15 protein-coding genes are annotated in these 15499 nt (G+C 64.5%); 8 read left to right on the top strand and 7 right to left on the bottom strand.

Features of this window, described 5'->3' with window-relative positions; all coding sequences use genetic code 11:
* The first annotated feature begins 218 nt into the window (after positions 1-218).
* A complete protein-coding gene (locus tag ACUJB0_RS19955) occupies positions 219-809 on the top strand; it encodes a DUF4337 domain-containing protein (protein ID WP_444846739.1) in 591 nt (196 codons plus the stop codon).
* Between the two features lie 19 nt (positions 810-828).
* Here the strand turns inward: ACUJB0_RS19955 and ACUJB0_RS19950 are convergent, their stop codons facing one another.
* The gene (locus tag ACUJB0_RS19950; protein ID WP_444846738.1) at positions 829-1962 is read right to left on the bottom strand and encodes a GGDEF domain-containing protein; all 1134 of its coding nucleotides are present in this window, start codon (positions 1960-1962) and stop codon (positions 829-831) included.
* A 121-nt stretch (positions 1963-2083) separates the two neighbouring features.
* Positions 2084-3064 (bottom strand): choice-of-anchor A family protein, encoded by a 981-nt coding sequence (locus tag ACUJB0_RS19945; RefSeq protein ID WP_444846737.1) that lies wholly within the window; start codon positions 3062-3064, stop codon positions 2084-2086.
* 199 nt (positions 3065-3263) lie between these two features.
* Between ACUJB0_RS19945 and ACUJB0_RS19940 the strand changes: the two genes are divergently transcribed.
* The 3 genes from ACUJB0_RS19940 to serB all read left to right on the top strand — a co-directional run bounded on the left by ACUJB0_RS19940 (position 3264) and on the right by serB (position 8661).
* Positions 3264-4202 (top strand): 5'-nucleotidase, encoded by a 939-nt coding sequence (locus ACUJB0_RS19940; RefSeq protein ID WP_161091146.1) that lies wholly within the window; start codon positions 3264-3266, stop codon positions 4200-4202.
* Positions 4203-4294: 92 nt separating this feature from the next.
* Complete coding sequence (gene mfd, locus ACUJB0_RS19935) at positions 4295-7747, top strand: transcription-repair coupling factor (protein ID WP_444846736.1); 3453 nt, start codon at positions 4295-4297, stop codon at positions 7745-7747.
* Positions 7748-7818: 71 nt separating this feature from the next.
* Positions 7819-8661: a phosphoserine phosphatase SerB gene (serB, locus tag ACUJB0_RS19930; protein WP_444846735.1), complete on the top strand. Its 843-nt coding sequence runs from the start codon at positions 7819-7821 to the stop codon at positions 8659-8661.
* A 17-nt stretch (positions 8662-8678) separates the two neighbouring features.
* On the opposite strand, the gene ACUJB0_RS19925 is transcribed toward serB, so the two are convergent.
* Positions 8679-9008, bottom strand: a complete 330-nt coding sequence (locus tag ACUJB0_RS19925; protein ID WP_444846734.1) for a DUF3471 domain-containing protein — start codon at positions 9006-9008, stop codon at positions 8679-8681.
* Positions 9009-9219: 211 nt separating this feature from the next.
* On the opposite strand from ACUJB0_RS19925, the gene ACUJB0_RS19920 reads away from it, so the two are divergent.
* On the top strand, positions 9220-10170 hold the full coding sequence (locus tag ACUJB0_RS19920; RefSeq protein WP_444846733.1) for an aspartyl protease family protein: 951 nt from the start codon (positions 9220-9222) through the stop codon (positions 10168-10170).
* A complete protein-coding gene (locus ACUJB0_RS19915; RefSeq protein ID WP_444846732.1) occupies positions 10167-10451 on the top strand; it encodes a YciI family protein in 285 nt (94 codons plus the stop codon). Before ACUJB0_RS19920 ends, ACUJB0_RS19915 begins: the two co-directional genes overlap by 4 nt.
* Positions 10452-10478: 27 nt before the next feature.
* On the opposite strand, the gene ACUJB0_RS19910 is transcribed toward ACUJB0_RS19915, so the two are convergent.
* The 3 genes from ACUJB0_RS19910 to ACUJB0_RS19900 form a co-directional block, all read right to left on the bottom strand.
* Positions 10479-10931, bottom strand: a complete 453-nt coding sequence (locus tag ACUJB0_RS19910) for a nuclear transport factor 2 family protein (protein WP_444846731.1) — start codon at positions 10929-10931, stop codon at positions 10479-10481.
* Between the two features lie 9 nt (positions 10932-10940).
* The gene (locus tag ACUJB0_RS19905) at positions 10941-12344 is read right to left on the bottom strand and encodes a serine hydrolase (RefSeq protein ID WP_444846730.1); all 1404 of its coding nucleotides are present in this window, start codon (positions 12342-12344) and stop codon (positions 10941-10943) included.
* Positions 12345-12426: 82 nt separating this feature from the next.
* On the bottom strand, positions 12427-12903 hold the full coding sequence (locus tag ACUJB0_RS19900) for a low molecular weight protein-tyrosine-phosphatase (RefSeq protein WP_444846729.1): 477 nt from the start codon (positions 12901-12903) through the stop codon (positions 12427-12429).
* Between the two features lie 76 nt (positions 12904-12979).
* On the opposite strand from ACUJB0_RS19900, the gene ACUJB0_RS19895 reads away from it, so the two are divergent.
* Both ACUJB0_RS19895 and ACUJB0_RS19890 read left to right on the top strand, forming a co-directional pair.
* A complete protein-coding gene (locus ACUJB0_RS19895; protein WP_444846728.1) occupies positions 12980-13936 on the top strand; it encodes an AraC family transcriptional regulator in 957 nt (318 codons plus the stop codon).
* Positions 13937-13946: 10 nt separating this feature from the next.
* Entirely contained in the window at positions 13947-14837 is an 891-nt protein-coding gene (locus ACUJB0_RS19890) for an alpha/beta hydrolase family protein (protein ID WP_444846727.1), read from the top strand.
* Here ACUJB0_RS19890 and ACUJB0_RS19885 read toward each other — a convergent pair.
* Positions 14804-15415, bottom strand: a complete 612-nt coding sequence (locus ACUJB0_RS19885) for a UdgX family uracil-DNA binding protein (protein ID WP_444846726.1) — start codon at positions 15413-15415, stop codon at positions 14804-14806. The two genes, ACUJB0_RS19890 and ACUJB0_RS19885, sit on opposite strands and share 34 nt — an antisense overlap.
* Between the last annotated feature and the right edge of the window lie 84 nt (positions 15416-15499).

Below are 15499 nucleotides of genomic sequence, written 5' to 3'. Positions count from 1 at the left end.
TACGTGCCGCTCCGTTTGCGCCAGATCAGCGAAAAAAAAGCAGCCCGAAGGCTGCTTCACTTTGCTGCTACGCCAGATAGTGGCTTACTTTATTGTTAGAACTCTCTTGCCGCAATATGCTGCCCAGCCGCCGCAGCGTCAACCAGATTCTTCGGATGTGTGGCGCGATCCGCACAGTTATCGGTTAAGCTTGCGGCTTTTACATCGCCTCGACCAACATGGAACCAATGGAAATTCTCGACACCCAGACCGAAGCCCAGGCCACCGGCAGAAAGCTCAACGCCACCGTCGCCATCACGGTCGCGCTGCTGGCCACCTTCATGGGCATCTGCAAGGTCAAGGACGACAACATCAACCAGAGCATGCAGCAGGCGCAGGCCAACCGGGTCGACCACTGGGCCTTCTACCAGGCGCGCAACGTGCGCGAGGAAGTCGCCAGATCGACCGTGGTGCAGCTGCGCCTGGCGTCGGCGGGCAAGCCGGCGGCCGAACAGGCGGCCTACCAGCAGGCGATCCAGGAATACGAGAAAGTGGCGCAGGACCAGGCCACCAAGAAGGCCGACGCCAAGGCCCAGGCCGAACAGGACCAGAAAACCTACGACGCCGCCAACTTCAAGGACGACCAGTTCGACCTGTCCGACGCGCTGCTGGCGATCGCCATCTCGCTGCTGGCCATTACCGCGCTGACCCAGTTGTGGGCGCTGTACTTCACCGCGCTGGTGCCGACCGCGTTCGGCGTGCTGATGGGCCTTTCGGGGCTGGCCGGCTGGGGCTTGCATCCGGACTCGCTGATCGCGCTGCTGTCCTGACCGGCGCCGGGCCGCATCATCAGCCTGCGATGACGCGGTTGCGGCCGGCGCGCTTGGCCTCGTACATGGCGGCATCGCCGGCCGAGATCAGGCGGATCAGGTCATAGCCATATTCGTCCGACGACACCACGCCCACGCTGGCCGTGTAGCGCACCGACAGCGCATCGATCTCCACCAGCTCCAGCTCGATGCGCGAGCGCAGGCGCTCGGCCACCTTGATCGCGGCCTGGCGGTCCAAGCCATCCAGCGCCAGCACGAACTCCTCGCCGCCGAAGCGCGCCAGCAGATCGTAGGGCCGCAGTTCCAGCTTCAGCATCCGCGTCAGATGGCGCAGCACTTCGTCGCCAACGGGGTGACCGTAGGTATCGTTGATCTGCTTGAAAAAATCGACATCGATCATGATCACGGCCAGGCTGCGGCGGCCGCGCTGGGCCCGCAGCGCCACCCGCTTGCCCTCGTTTTCCAGGCCGCCCCGGTTCAGGGCGCCGGTCAGCGGGTCCAGCGTCGACAGGTGGCGCAGCCGCTCGGCGTAACGCCACATCACCATCAGGATCATGCCGAAGACGATGCAGACCTGGGCCAGCGGAATGGCCAGCATGCTCATGCCCATCACCAGCGAGGCCGGCACATCGGCCGGATCGGCGTGCCGCAGCATGTGGGCGCCGCGCATGAACAGCGCCAGTCCCAGCACCGCGAAGCCGCTCACGCAGATGGCGATGCCGCGCCAGCCGCTCTGGCGCGCAAGCGTGACCGCGCACAGCCAGTTGATCAGCGCGAAATAGAAGCCGCTGAAGCACAGCCGTCCACGCAGGCTCGGCACCACAAGCGTGAAATAACCGGGGATGAGCAGCGCCAGCACGGTGAAGATGGCCACCACGCGCCATGACAAGGTGGCGGAGCCGTGCACGCGCAGGCCGCGCAGCACCAGCCCCATGCCGAAGGCGATCACACCGTAGCCGATGACGGCGCTGAAGATGAAGGGCAAGCCGTCCAGGTTGGCCATCGCCAGGCCAGCCGACACCACCAGGTTGCCCGCCGCCCACCAGCGCAGCTCGGGCGGGCTGCCCGCGTAGCAAGCGGAAGCCACCAGCAACGCCGTCGTCAACAGCGTTACACAGACCTGAACCAGTAAAAGTGTGTCGAGATTGAGCACGCCGGTTTCCTGTCCTGAGGATGCTTCAATGTATCCCAGCGTCGTGCCAGTGGCAATCGCGCATGCAAGAAAGAAACAAAAAAAGCTGCCGAAGCAGCTTTTTTGGCGACGCCAATGTGGATCAGGCGTTGCGGCGGCGGCGCGCAACCACGCCCACCAGCGCCAGGCCGCCCAGCAGCATGGCGTAGGTTTCCGGTTCCGGCACCGGAGTGGCGACGTAGCCCTTGAACGGCTCGTAGCCGATCTCGACGGCGCTGACCAGGGATTTGGCCACCACGCTGCCCTCCAGATGGCCGGCGCCGGACAGCACGGCGTCGTTGGCCAGCACCGAGCCCCAGACGAAGGTGTTGACCTTGACCACATTGGCGTCGTTCAGGTTGAACAGCACGTTGGCGCGCAGCTGCTCCAGCAGGCCATCCTGGCCGCCGCCGAAGACCACGTCGCCGCTGCCGCTGACGTTGATGACCACGGTGGCGCCGGCCTTCACATTGCTCAGCGACAAGTTGGTCAGGTTGCGGGTGTTGACGTTGAACACTTGCAGGCCTGCGCTGTTGTTGCCCACCAGCTCGATGCCGCCGTTGGCGAAGTTGACCTTGCCGTTGGCGGTCTGGCTGTTCAGCGTGCTCGACAAGCCGGTCAGCTGGGTCTTGGCCGCGCCGAAGTCGGTGTAGGTCGAGACATTGGCTTTATTCAGCGTCAGGTAGCTCGACGACGTGTTGACGCCGCCGTACACACCGTAGCCGTTGTAGTTCTTGGCGTACTCGGTGATCGGGCCGATGGTGGCATTGGTGTTCACATTGGCTAGCGGCGCGGCGTAGATGTCGCCGCCGCTCAGTTTGACGTTGCCGCCCACCACCAGGCTGGGCGCGGTCACGCCGTACGGGGTGCGGTAGCCGATCGACGCGCCTGAAGTGGAGACATTGCCGCCGACGGCCAGGCGGCCTTCGATATCGGTGAAGTTACTGGCATTGCCATAAAAATAGGCGCTGTAGCCATTGGCCAGTCCCAGGTCGAAACTCGGGACCGCTGCCTGGGCGGCGCACATGGCGCCCGCGCCCAGCACCAACGGCAAAACACGTTGCATCAAAGTGGAAATAGTCATGGTATGTAATTGGTATGTTCGTTAAGAAACGGAGGAAACCCGCATGCAAGGGCTAAATTATATCTCATAAACAACAGTAATAAGCTTATTGATAATAAAAAATATTGAGATATATGACCAAAACAATACCAATAATATGCCACGCGTGAAGAATGCGAATCGGTTAAAGTGATGCTAATTGCAATCCACAGACAAGACCATGGCCTACCCTATCGAGCACAAACTGGTGATCGGCATCGCCTCCAGCGCGCTGTTTGACCTGACCGAATCGCACAAGATCTACCTGGAAGGCGGCGCCGAGGAGTACCGCAAGTACCAGGAGCAGCATATCGACGTCATCCTGGGCAAGGGCGTGGCCTTTCCCTTCATCCGGCGCTTCCTCAACATCAACAAGCACTACGCGCAGACGGCGCCGGTGGAGGTGGTGCTGATGTCGCGCAATTCGCCGGAGACCGGGCTGCGGGTGATGAATTCCATCGCCCACTACGGGCTGGACATCTCGCGCGCCTGCTTCGTCACCGGCAAATCGCCGTACAGCTACCTGCCGGCCTTCAATACCTCCCTGTTCCTGAGCGCCAACGAGGAGGACGTGCGCAACGCGCTGGAGGCCAACTATCCGGCCGGCCTGGTGCTGCCCTCGCGCACCGAGGACGATGACGACGAGGAGTTGCGGGTCGCCTTCGACTTCGACGGCGTGATCGCCGACGACGAATCGGAGACCGTCTTCAAGCGCAACAACGACGTCGACGAATTCCACGCGCACGAGCGCGAGCGGGTCGCCATCCCGCACCAGCCCGGCCCGCTGGCCGACCTGTTCCAGAAGCTGTCGCTGATGCAGCGGCTGGAGGAGCGCGCCCAGCGCCGCGACCCGTCGTACAAGCGCATCCTGCGCATCGCCATCATCACGGCCCGCAGCGCGCCGTCGCACGAGCGGGTGGTCACCACGCTCAAAAGCTGGGGCGTGTCCGCCAACGAGACGTTTTTCCTAGGCGGCATGGAAAAAGCGCGGGTGCTGGGCATCTTCAAGCCGCATATCTTCTTCGACGACCAGCTCAGCCACCTGAAGTCGGCCGGCGGCAATATACCGATGGTCCATGTACCCTTCGGCATAGCCAACCGGCCACCCAAGCCGGCATGAGCGCGAGGCGGCGGGCGCGCGGGGCTTCGTCTATAATGTCGGCAGCGGCATTGCCCCCTCTGGCGGTGCGTCGAGGTCCCATTAACCGTTGAATGTGTGTTGTGTCCCTGGTCTTAAAAAACTCCCTACCAAAACCCGGCACCCGCTTCGCCCTGCCTGCGCTGCATGGCTCGTCGGACGCCTACGCATTGGCGCTCACCGCGCTTGAACTCAAATCCAAGGGCCAGATGCTGGCCGTGATCGTCGCCAACGCCAGCGACGGCCAGCGCCTGCTCGACGAGATCCCATGGTTCGGCGGCGACAAGCTGCGCTGCCACCTGCTGCCGGACTGGGAGACCCTGCCCTACGACGCCTTCTCGCCGCACCAGGATCTGGTGTCCGAGCGCCTGGCCACGCTGCACGAGATCTCCAGTGGCCAGTGCGACGTGATGCTGGTCCCGGCCACCACCGCGCTGGTGCGCATGGCGCCGCCGTCCTTCCTGGCGGCCTACACCTTCTTCTTCAAAAAGGGCGAGTCGCTCGACGAAGCGCGCCTGAAGTCGCAACTGACGCTGGCCGGCTACACCCACGTGGCGCAGGTCATGTCGCCCGGCGAATACTCAGTCCGCGGCGGCTTGATCGACCTGTTCCCGATGGGTTCCGCCCTGCCCTACCGGCTCGACCTGTTCGGCGACACCATCGAAACCATCCGCACCTTCGACGCCGACACCCAGCGCTCGCTGTACCCGGTCAACGAGGTGCGCTTGCTGCCCGGCCGCGAGTTCCCGATGGACGAAGCGGCGCGCACCACCTTCCGCAACCGCTGGCGCGAGCAGTTCGAAGGCGACCCTTCGCGCTCGGTGGTGTACAAGGACATCAAGAGCGGCATCGCCTCGGCCGGCATCGAGTACTACCTGCCGCTGTTCTTCGAAGAGACGGCCACGCTGTTCGACTACCTGCCGCAAGGCGCGGCGCTGGCCCTGGTGGGCGACATCGACGCCGCCATCAAGCGCTTCTGGACCGACACCGGCTCGCGCTACCGCTTCCTCAAGTCCGACCGCGACCGCCCGATCCTGGCGCCGGAAGCGCTGTTCCTGTCGGACGAGCAGTTCTTCACGCTGGCCAAGCCGTACGGCCGGCTGGTGATTTCCAGGGACGCCAGCGAGGGCGCCTCGGAGCTGTCCGCGCCGGTGCCCAACATCGCCGTCAACCGCCACAACGACGATCCGCTGACCAACCTGCGCGCCTACCTGCTGCAGGCGGGCCGCCGCGTGATGATCTGCGCCGAGACCAACGGCCGCCGAGAAACGCTGCAGCAGTACTTCACCGAATACGACCTGGCGCTGACGCCGGTCGAAGGCTACGAAGGCTTCGCCACCTCCAGCGCGAAGCTGATGCTGGGCGTGGCCCCGCTGCACGCCGGCTTCGAGCTGTCGACACCCGGCGAGAATCTGATTTTCATCACGGAGACCGAGCTGTATGCGGGCTCCGGCCGCCGCGTCGGCACCAAGAAGCAGGAAGCCGTCACCCAGGTCGAATCGATGGTGCGCGACCTGTCGGAGCTGAAGATCGGCGATCCGGTGGTCCACATCAACCACGGCATCGGGCGCTACATGGGCCTGACCAGCATGGACCTTGGCGAAGGCGAAACCGAATTCCTGCACCTGGAATACGCCAAGGACACCAAGCTGTATGTGCCGGTATCGCAGCTGCACGTGATCTCTCGCTACTCCGGCGCCTCGCCGGACGACGCGCCGCTGCACGCGCTGGGCTCCGGCGCATGGGAAAAAGCCAAGCGCAAGGCCGCCGAACAGGTGCGCGACACCGCCGCCGAACTACTCAACCTGTACGCCCGCCGCGCGCTGCGCCAGGGCCACTCGTTCGAATACTCGGCGCACGACTACGAGCGCTTCGCCGACAGCTTCGGCTTCGACGAAACGCCGGACCAGCAGGAAGCGATCAACAACGTCATCAAGGATATGACCTCCGGCAAACCGATGGACCGCCTGGTATGCGGCGACGTCGGCTTCGGCAAGACCGAAGTGGCGCTGCGCGCGGCCTTCATAGCCGTCATGGGCGGCAAGCAGGTGGCGATCCTGGCGCCGACCACGCTGCTGGCCGAGCAGCACGCGCAGACCTTCGCCGACCGCTTCGCCGACTGGCCGGTGCGCATCGCCGAAATGTCCCGCTTCCGCACCGGCAAGGAGATCGCGCAGGCGATCAAGGGCATGGCCGACGGCACGCTCGACATCATCATCGGCACCCACAAGCTGCTGTCGGACGACGTCAAGTTCACCCGCCTCGGCCTGGTCATCATCGACGAGGAGCACCGTTTCGGCGTGCGCCAGAAGGAAGCCCTGAAATCGCTGCGCGCCGAAGTGGACGTGCTGACGCTGACCGCCACGCCGATCCCGCGCACGCTGGGCATGGCGCTGGAAGGCCTGCGCGATTTCTCGGTGATCGCCACCGCGCCGCAAAAGCGCCTGGCGATCAAGACCTTCGTGCGCAGCGAGGGCGAATCGATCATCCGCGAAGCCTGCCTGCGCGAGTTGAAGCGCGGCGGCCAGGTCTACTTCCTGCACAACGAGGTCGAGACCATCCAGAACCGCATGGCGATGCTGACCGAGCTGCTGCCGGAGGCGCGCATCGCCGTGGCCCACGGCCAGATGCACGAACGCGACCTGGAAAAGGTGATGCGCGACTTCGTGGCGCAGCGCTACAACATCCTGCTGTGCACCACCATCATCGAGACCGGCATCGACGTGCCAACCGCGAACACCATCATCATGCACCGCGCCGACAAGTTCGGCCTGGCGCAGCTGCACCAGCTGCGCGGGCGTGTCGGCCGTTCGCACCACCAGGCGTACGCCTACCTGCTGGTGCACGACCTGCAGTCGCTGACCAAACAGGCGCAGCGCCGCCTGGACGCGATCCAGCAGATGGAAGAACTGGGCAGCGGCTTCTATCTCGCCATGCACGACCTGGAGATCCGCGGCGCCGGCGAAGTCCTCGGCGACAACCAGTCCGGCGAGATGACCGAGATCGGCTTCCAGCTGTACTCGGACATGCTGAACGAAGCGGTGCGCTCGCTCAAGGCCGGCAAGGAGCCCGACCTGGCGGCGCCGCTGGCCACCACCACCGAAATCAACCTGCACGTTCCGGCGCTGCTGCCTGCGGATTTCTGCGGCGATGTGCACGAACGCCTGTCTATTTACAAGCGCATGGCCAACTGCAACGTCCAGGACAAGATCGACGACATGCAGGAGGAAATGATCGACCGTTTCGGCAAATTGCCCGATCCCGTCAAGGCGCTGATCGAGACCCACCGCCTGCGCATCGCCGCCAAGACCGTGGGCATTATCAAGATCGACGCCCATGGCGAAGCGGCCACCTTGCAGTTCATGGCCAAGCCGCCGATCGATCCGATGCGCATCATTGAGTTGATCCAGAAGAACCGCCAGATCAAGCTCAATGGCCAGGACAAACTGAAGATCACCGCCGCCATGCCCGACCTAGCCGCGCGTGTGGCCCAGATCAAAGGCGCCATCAAACAGTTGACCGCATGAGCCTTAACACGTAACTTGGGCGCTTAGCCCAAAAAACGCTATCCGCATTTATGAAGACTGCCAAAAATACTATGAATCTTGTGCTGCAAGGGTTGGACGACTGCAAGGCCAGACTGGAACGCATCGCGGCGCTGACGGCGCCGACAAACATCACCTGGTTGAACGAACGCGCGCTGCGCTGCGAAGGCATCACCTTCTCGCCGGCGCTGCGCCAGACCATCGAAGTGGCGGCCCAGGCGGCCCAGCTGGACGCCACCTACTCCATCGGCGTGCACAAGATGAGCGAGTTCAAACTGGTCGCCATGGACATGGACTCCACGCTGATCACCATCGAGTGCATCGACGAAATCGCCGACATGCAGGGGCTCAAACCGCAAGTGTCCGAGATCACCGAGGCGGCCATGCGCGGCGAGCTTGATTTCTCCGAGAGCCTGAAGCGCCGCGTGGCGCTGCTGGAGGGCCTGGAGGCGTCGGCGCTGGAGCGCGTGTACGACGAGCGCTTGCGGCTGTCGCTGGGCGCGGAGGCGATGCTCAAGGCGGTCCAGCAGGCCGGCCTGAAAACGCTGCTGGTATCGGGCGGCTTCACCTTCTTCACCTCGCGCCTGAAAGAGCGCCTGGGCCTGGACTACACCCACGCCAACGAACTGGAAATCGTCGACGGCAGGTTGACCGGCCGCGTGGTCGGCGGCATCGTCGACGCCGAAGAGAAGAAGCGCACCGTGGAGCGCGTGTGCGCGGAACTGGGCATCTCGCCGTCGCAAGCCATCGTCATGGGCGACGGCGCCAACGACTTGAAGATGATGAGCATCTCCGGCATGTCGGTGGCGTTCCGCGCCAAGCCGGTGGTGCGCGAGCAGGCCAACGTCGCGCTCAACTTCGTCGGCCTGGACGGCATCATTCCGCTGCTGACCTGATCCCCTCAAGCGCCGGCTCAATCCTGCCGGCGCGCCACCTGCTCGGGCCCCGACAGGCGCACGCCGGCGACATTGCCGTTGTCGCGCTGGTCGAACTCCACGCGCAGCCCGCCCCAGCGCGTCATGAACGCGCCTTTGCCCGCCGGCTCAAGCTCGACCTCCGGGCCGTTATTCATCTGCACAAACAGCTTCTTGCGATGCTGCGTGACGGTCAGGATGCGGCCGTCGGCCAGCGCATACTGGCCCCTGAACTCTTGCAAGTCAGTCTCGCGCAGCGGTTTCTCGGCGGCGCCCGCGGCGCCGGCCATGCAGCAGCCCAGCATCAAAGCCCACACAAAAGTACGCATGATATGTCCCATCCCGGTCGATATCGCCATCGCTCACAAGGTGGATGGCAATACGATCACTCTAGACAAGAAAACCACCTTTTGCACGGGGCATCCGACGAACGGCGCGTGCCGCAGGACGAACCGTCGTTTTGCGGCGACGAAGGGAATGCCAAACACAAAAGCTGACTAAAATGCTAACATCGGCATTTACCTACCGCTCCCTCGCTCCATGACCCGCTTCCTGCTTTGCGCAACCCTGCTGACGGCCGCCGTTTCCATCCACGCGGCCGAGTGCCGCTACACCGAACTGGCCGCGCTGGACATCGGCGTGGACGAACGCTTTTCCGCGACGCCCTATCTGGACGCGCAAATCAACGGCAAGTCGGTGCACATGCTGATCGATACCGGCGCCTTCAAGACCGTGCTGACGCGCGCGGAAGCCGATCGCCAGGAGATCACGCTCACCCGTAGCCGCGAACTTGTGTATGGCGTGGGCGGCCAGGCGGCGATGTTCTCGGCGCGCCCGAAGGAAGTGATCATCGGCCCCGCAAGGGTCGCCGGTACCTGGTTCCCGGTCATCGAAGGCTTCGACTTCCCCGGTTACGGCGGCATCATCGGCGCCGACTACCTGCTGCAGGCCGACCTGGAAATCGCGCTGGCCGACAAGAAGCTCAAGTTCTTCCGGGGCGCGGGCTGCGACGACAAGTCCCTCGCCTACTGGGACACCAACGCGCTGGACGTGCCGCTGGACATCCCGTCCCACGACAGCCGCGCCACAGTGCCGGTCTCGATCAACGGCACCAGGCTGATGGCGCTGATCGATACCGGCGCCGCGGTCTCGGTGATCAACCAGAACGCCGCCGAACGGTTGGGCTTTGATTCCGCATCCGCCAATGCCGTCAAGAGAGGCAAGCTACAAGGCGTCAACGGCAAGAGCCGGCACGCGTGGATCGCCTCGTTCGACAGCTTCGCCATCGGCGACGAGCGGATCGACCATCCCCAGATCACCGTCCTCGAACAGCAGAGCGGCGACATCGCCAGCAAGGGACACCAGATGATACTGGGCCGCGACTTCCTGCGTGCCCACCACGTGCTGTTGTCGCCCCATCAGCAGCGGTTTTATTTCACATATCTGGGCGGGCCGGTGTTCGCCGCCGCATATCGGAAGGAGAAACCATGAACGACTACATCATCCTGATGCTGAACGACGCGCCGGGCGGCGGCGACTGGGACGGCTACATCGCCGGCCTGCGCCAGACCGGGCACTTCGACGGCGGTAGCTCGATCGGCGACGGGGTACGGCTCAGGAAAGGCGACGCCGACCAGCCGGCCAGACTGGCCGTCACGGGATTCCTGCACGTGCGGGCAGCCAGCATCGACGACGCCAAGCGCTACCTGGCCGGCAATCCGGATTACGAAGCCGGCGGCAGCGTCGAGATACGCGAGCTGCCGCGCGGCTAGCGCACTACCCGGCTGAACATCCCTCGCTCACTGGGGCTTCGGGGGACGGATGCCGGTGTACTGCGCCGACGCCAGCTTCCACTTGCCGCCTTCGTTCACCGCGACATAGCCGGCGCGGAAGGCGAAGTTCCGCTTCTCCGCATTGACTGTCGCGGTGCCACTCAGCTTGACGAGGATGGTGCCGGTATTGCCGAACACCTGGATCGACGGCTCGGACACCGCCATCGTCGGCGCCTCGCGCTTGTTGGCCGGCAGGTAGAAGCCCAGCACCTTCTCGCGCGGGTCGACCTCGCCGATCGGGGAGACCTCGTAGAAATCGCGAGTGACGATGGCATCGATCTTCGACGGCTCGAAATCGCGCTGCGCCTCGGTGTAGGCCTGCACCAGTTTCAGCAACTGCTGCTGCGGCGCGGCTTCCTGCGCATGCAGCTGGGCCGCGGCCAGGGCGATCGTCGCCAGAAAAGCGGATTTGAATTTCATGTCGTCTCCTTAGTGTGGCGCAGGCGCCGAGGCGTCCGCAGTGGTTTCGGCCGGCGCGGCTTCGGCAACGCGCGGCAGGCGCATGTTGCGGCCGCCCTGCATCAGCGTCACCGCCTCCACCTTGCCGGCCGCGTCGCGATGGAGCTCCAGCTGCGCATCGATCTTGCGCAGGAATAGCTTGTCCGCCGACTCGGCGTAGATCGGCAGCGGATCCTGTCCTTGCAGCTGCGTCGTCATGCCGCCGTTAGCGGTGCGCAGCCACAGGCGGCGGCCATCCGGCATCGTGTAGGTGCCGGCGATGGCGGCCATCTGCTCCGCCGACAAGGCGATGTCCTTGCGCTCGGACGGCAGCACGTACGCCGCGCCGCGCGCGGTGGCGGTCAGGCCGGCGGTCAGCGCTTCCAGCTGGCTGCCCTGGAAGTTACTGAGCACGATCACGCTGATCTTGTCGCCCATGCGGTAATGCACCTCGGTGGCGAAGCCCGGAATGCCGCCGCCGTGGCCAACCTCCTTGCCGCCGTCCTTCTGCTGGATGCCCAGGCCGAAGCCATAGCCGGATTGATAGGGCGTCGTCATCGCCTCCAGCGAGGCCGGCGACAGCAGCTTGCCCTCATACAGGGCGCGCTGCCAGCGCAGCAGGTCGCCGGTGGTCGAGTACAAGGCGCCGGCGCCCTGCGGCACGCTCATGTTGATGTAGCTGGCGTTGGTCACGCCGTTCTTGCCGCGCGCGTAGCCGGCGGCGCGGTTCGGCAGCACGGTGGCGTTCCAGTCGTAGCCGCTGTCCTTCATGCCAAGCGGGTCGAAGATATTCTTGCGCAGGAAGGCGTCGTAGCTCTCGCCGCTGACCTTCTCGATCAAAGCGCCCAGCAGCACGTAGCCGGTGTTGCTGTAGTTGAAGCGGGAGCCGGATTCGAATTCCAGTGGCATGTCCTTCACCAGCGCCACCACTTCCATCGGCTTCTTGGAGAACGGCTCGATCGATTCGTACTCCTTCGCCGCCGTGAAATTGGGGATGCCGGAGGTGTGGTTAAGCAGCTGGAAGATGGTGATCTTGCTCCATGCGGCCGGCAGGTCGCTGAGGTATTTGCTGACCGGATCGGTGACCTTTAGCTTGCCGCGCTCCTGCAACAGCAGCACGCTGGCGGCGGTGAACTGCTTGGTCACGGAGCCGAGCCGGAACTTGGTGCTCGGCGCGTTGGGGATGTTCCATTCGAGGTTGGCGGAGCCGTAGCCCTTGTCCAGCAAGACCCGGTCGCCCTTGGCCACCAGCACCGTGCCGGAAAAATGATCGTTGGCGACGGCCGTATCGACCAGCGCCTCGAGGCGCTTCAGGTCCTGCGCCTGCACTGCCCCGCCGAACAGCAGGGCCGTAGCCACGCCCGCGGACAGCATCCAATTGCGATGTTGCGACATATTTTCTCTCCCGTTGCGGATCGCTCTCAAATGGCGATCGACCGCCGTATGCTGCCATTAACTTATTTTTTTCGCAATCGCTTTATTTCATCTTCAGGGCGGCGATCAGGCCATCGGAGGCGTCCTCGATATAGTCCAGCACCAGGTCGAAACCGCGCCCGCCGCCATAGTACGGATCGGGCACCACGTCGGAATCGCTGCGGCTGGCGTGCGCCATGAACAATCCCAGCTTGTGCCGGTGCTGTGGCGGACACGCCGCTTCCAGCAGGCGCAGATTGTCGTGGTCCATCGCCAGCACGTGATCGAAGTTTTCAAAGTCGGAGGCCGCCACCTTGCGCGAACGCTGCGCGGACAAGTCGTAGCCGCGATTGGCCGCATGCTCCATCGAGCGCGCGTCCGGCGGCTCGCCGACGTGGTAACCATGCGTGCCAGCCGAATCGATGACGAGGCGGTCCGCCAGGCCGGCCGCCGCGGCGCGGTGGCGGAACACGCCCTCCGCCGTGGGTGAGCGGCAGATATTGCCCATGCAGACAAACAGCACCGAAGTTTTCGCAGCCACGCCGGCTCCTTATATAATCAACATGATTGTATTTTATCGACTTTACTTCGCAGCCGCCGGCGCGCCGGCAAAATAAATGAGCCTCCCCAACGACCAGTCGCCCCGCGCCGAATACGCGCGCCGCATGAACCGTGTGCTGAACTACATCGACGCCCATCTGGACCAGCCACTGGAGCTGGCGCAGCTGGCCGATGTCGCCAACTTCTCGCGCTTCCACTTCCACCGCATCTTCCAGTCGTGGATGGGCGAAACGCTGGGCGACTACGCGCGCAGGCGCCGGCTGGAAAAGGCTGCCTTCCGCCTGAGCTGCACGCCGCCCGAGTCGGTGCTGGAAACGGCGCTGGCCACCGGCTTCGGTTCCGGCGAAGCGTTCGCGCGTGCCTTCAAACTCAAGTTCGGCTGCACGCCGACCGAGTGGCGGCGCGACACGCGCGCGCGGCTGGCGTCGCAGGCCCTGGGCGCGGACAGCAATCTGGATCAGGCGTTAAGCAAGTACGATCAGACGCCGCAAACCGGCATCGGCGACGATGACATCTCCAACAACCAATCAGGAGATTTCAATATGGACGTTAAAGTGATCGACTTGCCCGCCGCGCGCGTTGCCTACCACCGCCACATCGGCCCTTACGGCCCGGCCATCGGCGCCTTCTGGGGCCGCATCGTGGGACCGTGGATGCAATCGCATGGCCTGGGCCAGGCGCTCTGCTATGGCATCGGCCACGACGACCCGACCGTCACGCCAGCCGACAAATGCCGCTACGACGCCTGCGTGACCGTGCCGGACAACTTCACCGCCGCCGGCTCGGCCGACATCACCACCCTGCCTGGCGGCCGCTATGCGGTCGGCCACTACGAAGGCCAGACCGCCGACATCGCCGACGCCTGGACCTGGATGACGCGCAACTGGCTTCCGTCGAGCGGCCTGCAGTGCGACGACCGGCCCTGCTTCGAAATGTTCAGGCCCGACTTGGCAATCAATCCGCAGACAGGCGCCATCAGCTGCGACATCTGCATTCCCGTTCGCCCACTGTAAGGAGCAAGGCATGATGCATGTATGTGGCTGTCGCCTGGCCGACATCGACGACGCGGTACAAGGTGCGGTGGTGCCGCTGGCGTTGCTGTATCCCGCAGATGGCGTCGAAACGATCGAACACTTCGGCCCATACACGCTGGATGCCGCCAGGGATGCGCCGCCGGCCGCCTGCGCGCATCCGCTGGTGGTCATCTCGCACGGGAACTCCGGCACGCCGTGGGCCTACCGCGAGATGGCCAGGCACCTGGTGCTCGCCGGCTTTGTGGTGGCGCTGCCCGCGCACACGGGCAATACGCGGCACGACAATAGCCTGGCCGGCACCGCCGCCAACCTCGCCAACCGCCCGCGCCACATCACGCTCGCCATCGACGCGGCGCTGGCCGATCCTGTTTTGCGCGGCCATATAGCCGGCGACGGCGTGGCCGTCATCGGTCATTCGATTGGCGGCTACACGGCGCTGGCGGTGGCAGGCGGCCAGCCGTGGTCCGGCCCGCGCGAAAGCAAGGACGGCCAGCCGGTGCCCGTCCCCGTGCGGGCCGACCCGCGAGTGCGCGCGCTGGTGCTGCTCAACCCCGCCACGTTCTGGTTCATTCCCGGTTCGCTGCAGGCGGTGCATGTGCCGATACTGATGCGCACCGGCGAGAAGGACGACATCACGCCGGCCGAACATGCGGAAAAAATCATCGCCGGCGTGGCCGATGCCGCGCTGGTCGAGCACCGGGAAATCGCGGGCGCCGGCCACTTCGCCTTCATGAGCAAGTTCCCGCCCGAGATGACGCGGCCGAACTTCAAACCCTCGCAGGATCCGCCGGGATTCGACCGCGCGGACATTCAACCGGAACTGTTTGCCGACGTGACCGCGTTCCTTCAGCGGACCTTGTCCAGCAAGCGCAGCGCCTGACGCAAGCCGTCGACGATGACCTGGTAGGCCTGCCGCCGGCTGGCCTCATCGCGCGCCCGCAACGCAAAGGATGGGTGGTAGACCACCACCACCCAGCGCCCTTCGTGTTGGAACGGCGCATCCATGAACGATTTCATCGTCGCGCCGCCATCCTGCAAAACCGACTTCAGCGCCGTGCCGCCCAACGCCACGACAACGTCAGGCTGGACGCGCGCCAGCTCCTCTTCCAGCCACAGATGGCAGGCCGTGATTTCTTTTTGCGCCGGGGTCTTGTGCAGCCGCCGTTTGCCACGCAGCTCCCACTTGAAGTGCTTGACGGCGTTGGTCAGGTAAATGCCGGCGCGGTCCACGCCAGCTTCCGCGAGGGCCTTGTCAAGCAGCGCGCCGGCCGGCCCGACGAAGGGCAAGCCTTGCAAATCCTCTTGATCGCCTGGCTGCTCGCCCACCAGCATGATGCGCGCACGCGACGGGCCAACGCCAGGCACCGCTTGCGTGGCGTGCTCCCAGAGACCGCACCGGCGGCACTGGTCCAGCGTGGCCGGCAGCTTGCCCTGCTCATGGTTTGGGGCTTTATCCATGGGCTTTTTATACAATAAACCTGGCGCCTCGGGCGCACGCCAGCGCCGCGCGCCGTGTGTCCCGCAGTGCGGCTATACTGCAAA

The organism is Duganella caerulea, assembly GCF_040362985.1.
Classification (GTDB): Bacteria; Pseudomonadota; Gammaproteobacteria; order Burkholderiales; family Burkholderiaceae_D; genus Rugamonas; species Rugamonas vulcania.
The sequence above is the reverse complement of the archived record's forward strand: the minus strand, read 5'-3'. Positions and strand labels throughout refer to the sequence as shown.

Excerpts from the sequence above, each read along its gene's own strand:
- ACUJB0_RS19955 (WP_444846739.1), top strand. The coding sequence starts at position 219 with ATGGAACCAATGGAAATTCTCGACACCCAGACCGAAGCCCAGGCCACC.
- ACUJB0_RS19945 (WP_444846737.1), bottom strand. The coding sequence starts at position 3,064 with ATGACTATTTCCACTTTGATGCAACGTGTTTTGCCGTTGGTGCTGGGC.
- ACUJB0_RS19940 (WP_161091146.1), top strand. The coding sequence starts at position 3,264 with ATGGCCTACCCTATCGAGCACAAACTGGTGATCGGCATCGCCTCCAGC.
- mfd (WP_444846736.1), top strand. The coding sequence starts at position 4,295 with ATGTGTGTTGTGTCCCTGGTCTTAAAAAACTCCCTACCAAAACCCGGC.
- serB (WP_444846735.1), top strand. The coding sequence starts at position 7,819 with ATGAATCTTGTGCTGCAAGGGTTGGACGACTGCAAGGCCAGACTGGAA.
- ACUJB0_RS19925 (WP_444846734.1), bottom strand. The coding sequence starts at position 9,008 with ATGCGTACTTTTGTGTGGGCTTTGATGCTGGGCTGCTGCATGGCCGGC.
- ACUJB0_RS19920 (WP_444846733.1), top strand. The coding sequence starts at position 9,220 with ATGACCCGCTTCCTGCTTTGCGCAACCCTGCTGACGGCCGCCGTTTCC.
- ACUJB0_RS19915 (WP_444846732.1), top strand. The coding sequence starts at position 10,167 with ATGAACGACTACATCATCCTGATGCTGAACGACGCGCCGGGCGGCGGC.
- ACUJB0_RS19910 (WP_444846731.1), bottom strand. The coding sequence starts at position 10,931 with ATGAAATTCAAATCCGCTTTTCTGGCGACGATCGCCCTGGCCGCGGCC.
- ACUJB0_RS19905 (WP_444846730.1), bottom strand. The coding sequence starts at position 12,344 with ATGTCGCAACATCGCAATTGGATGCTGTCCGCGGGCGTGGCTACGGCC.
- ACUJB0_RS19895 (WP_444846728.1), top strand. The coding sequence starts at position 12,980 with ATGAGCCTCCCCAACGACCAGTCGCCCCGCGCCGAATACGCGCGCCGC.
- ACUJB0_RS19890 (WP_444846727.1), top strand. The coding sequence starts at position 13,947 with ATGATGCATGTATGTGGCTGTCGCCTGGCCGACATCGACGACGCGGTA.
- ACUJB0_RS19885 (WP_444846726.1), bottom strand. The coding sequence starts at position 15,415 with ATGGATAAAGCCCCAAACCATGAGCAGGGCAAGCTGCCGGCCACGCTG.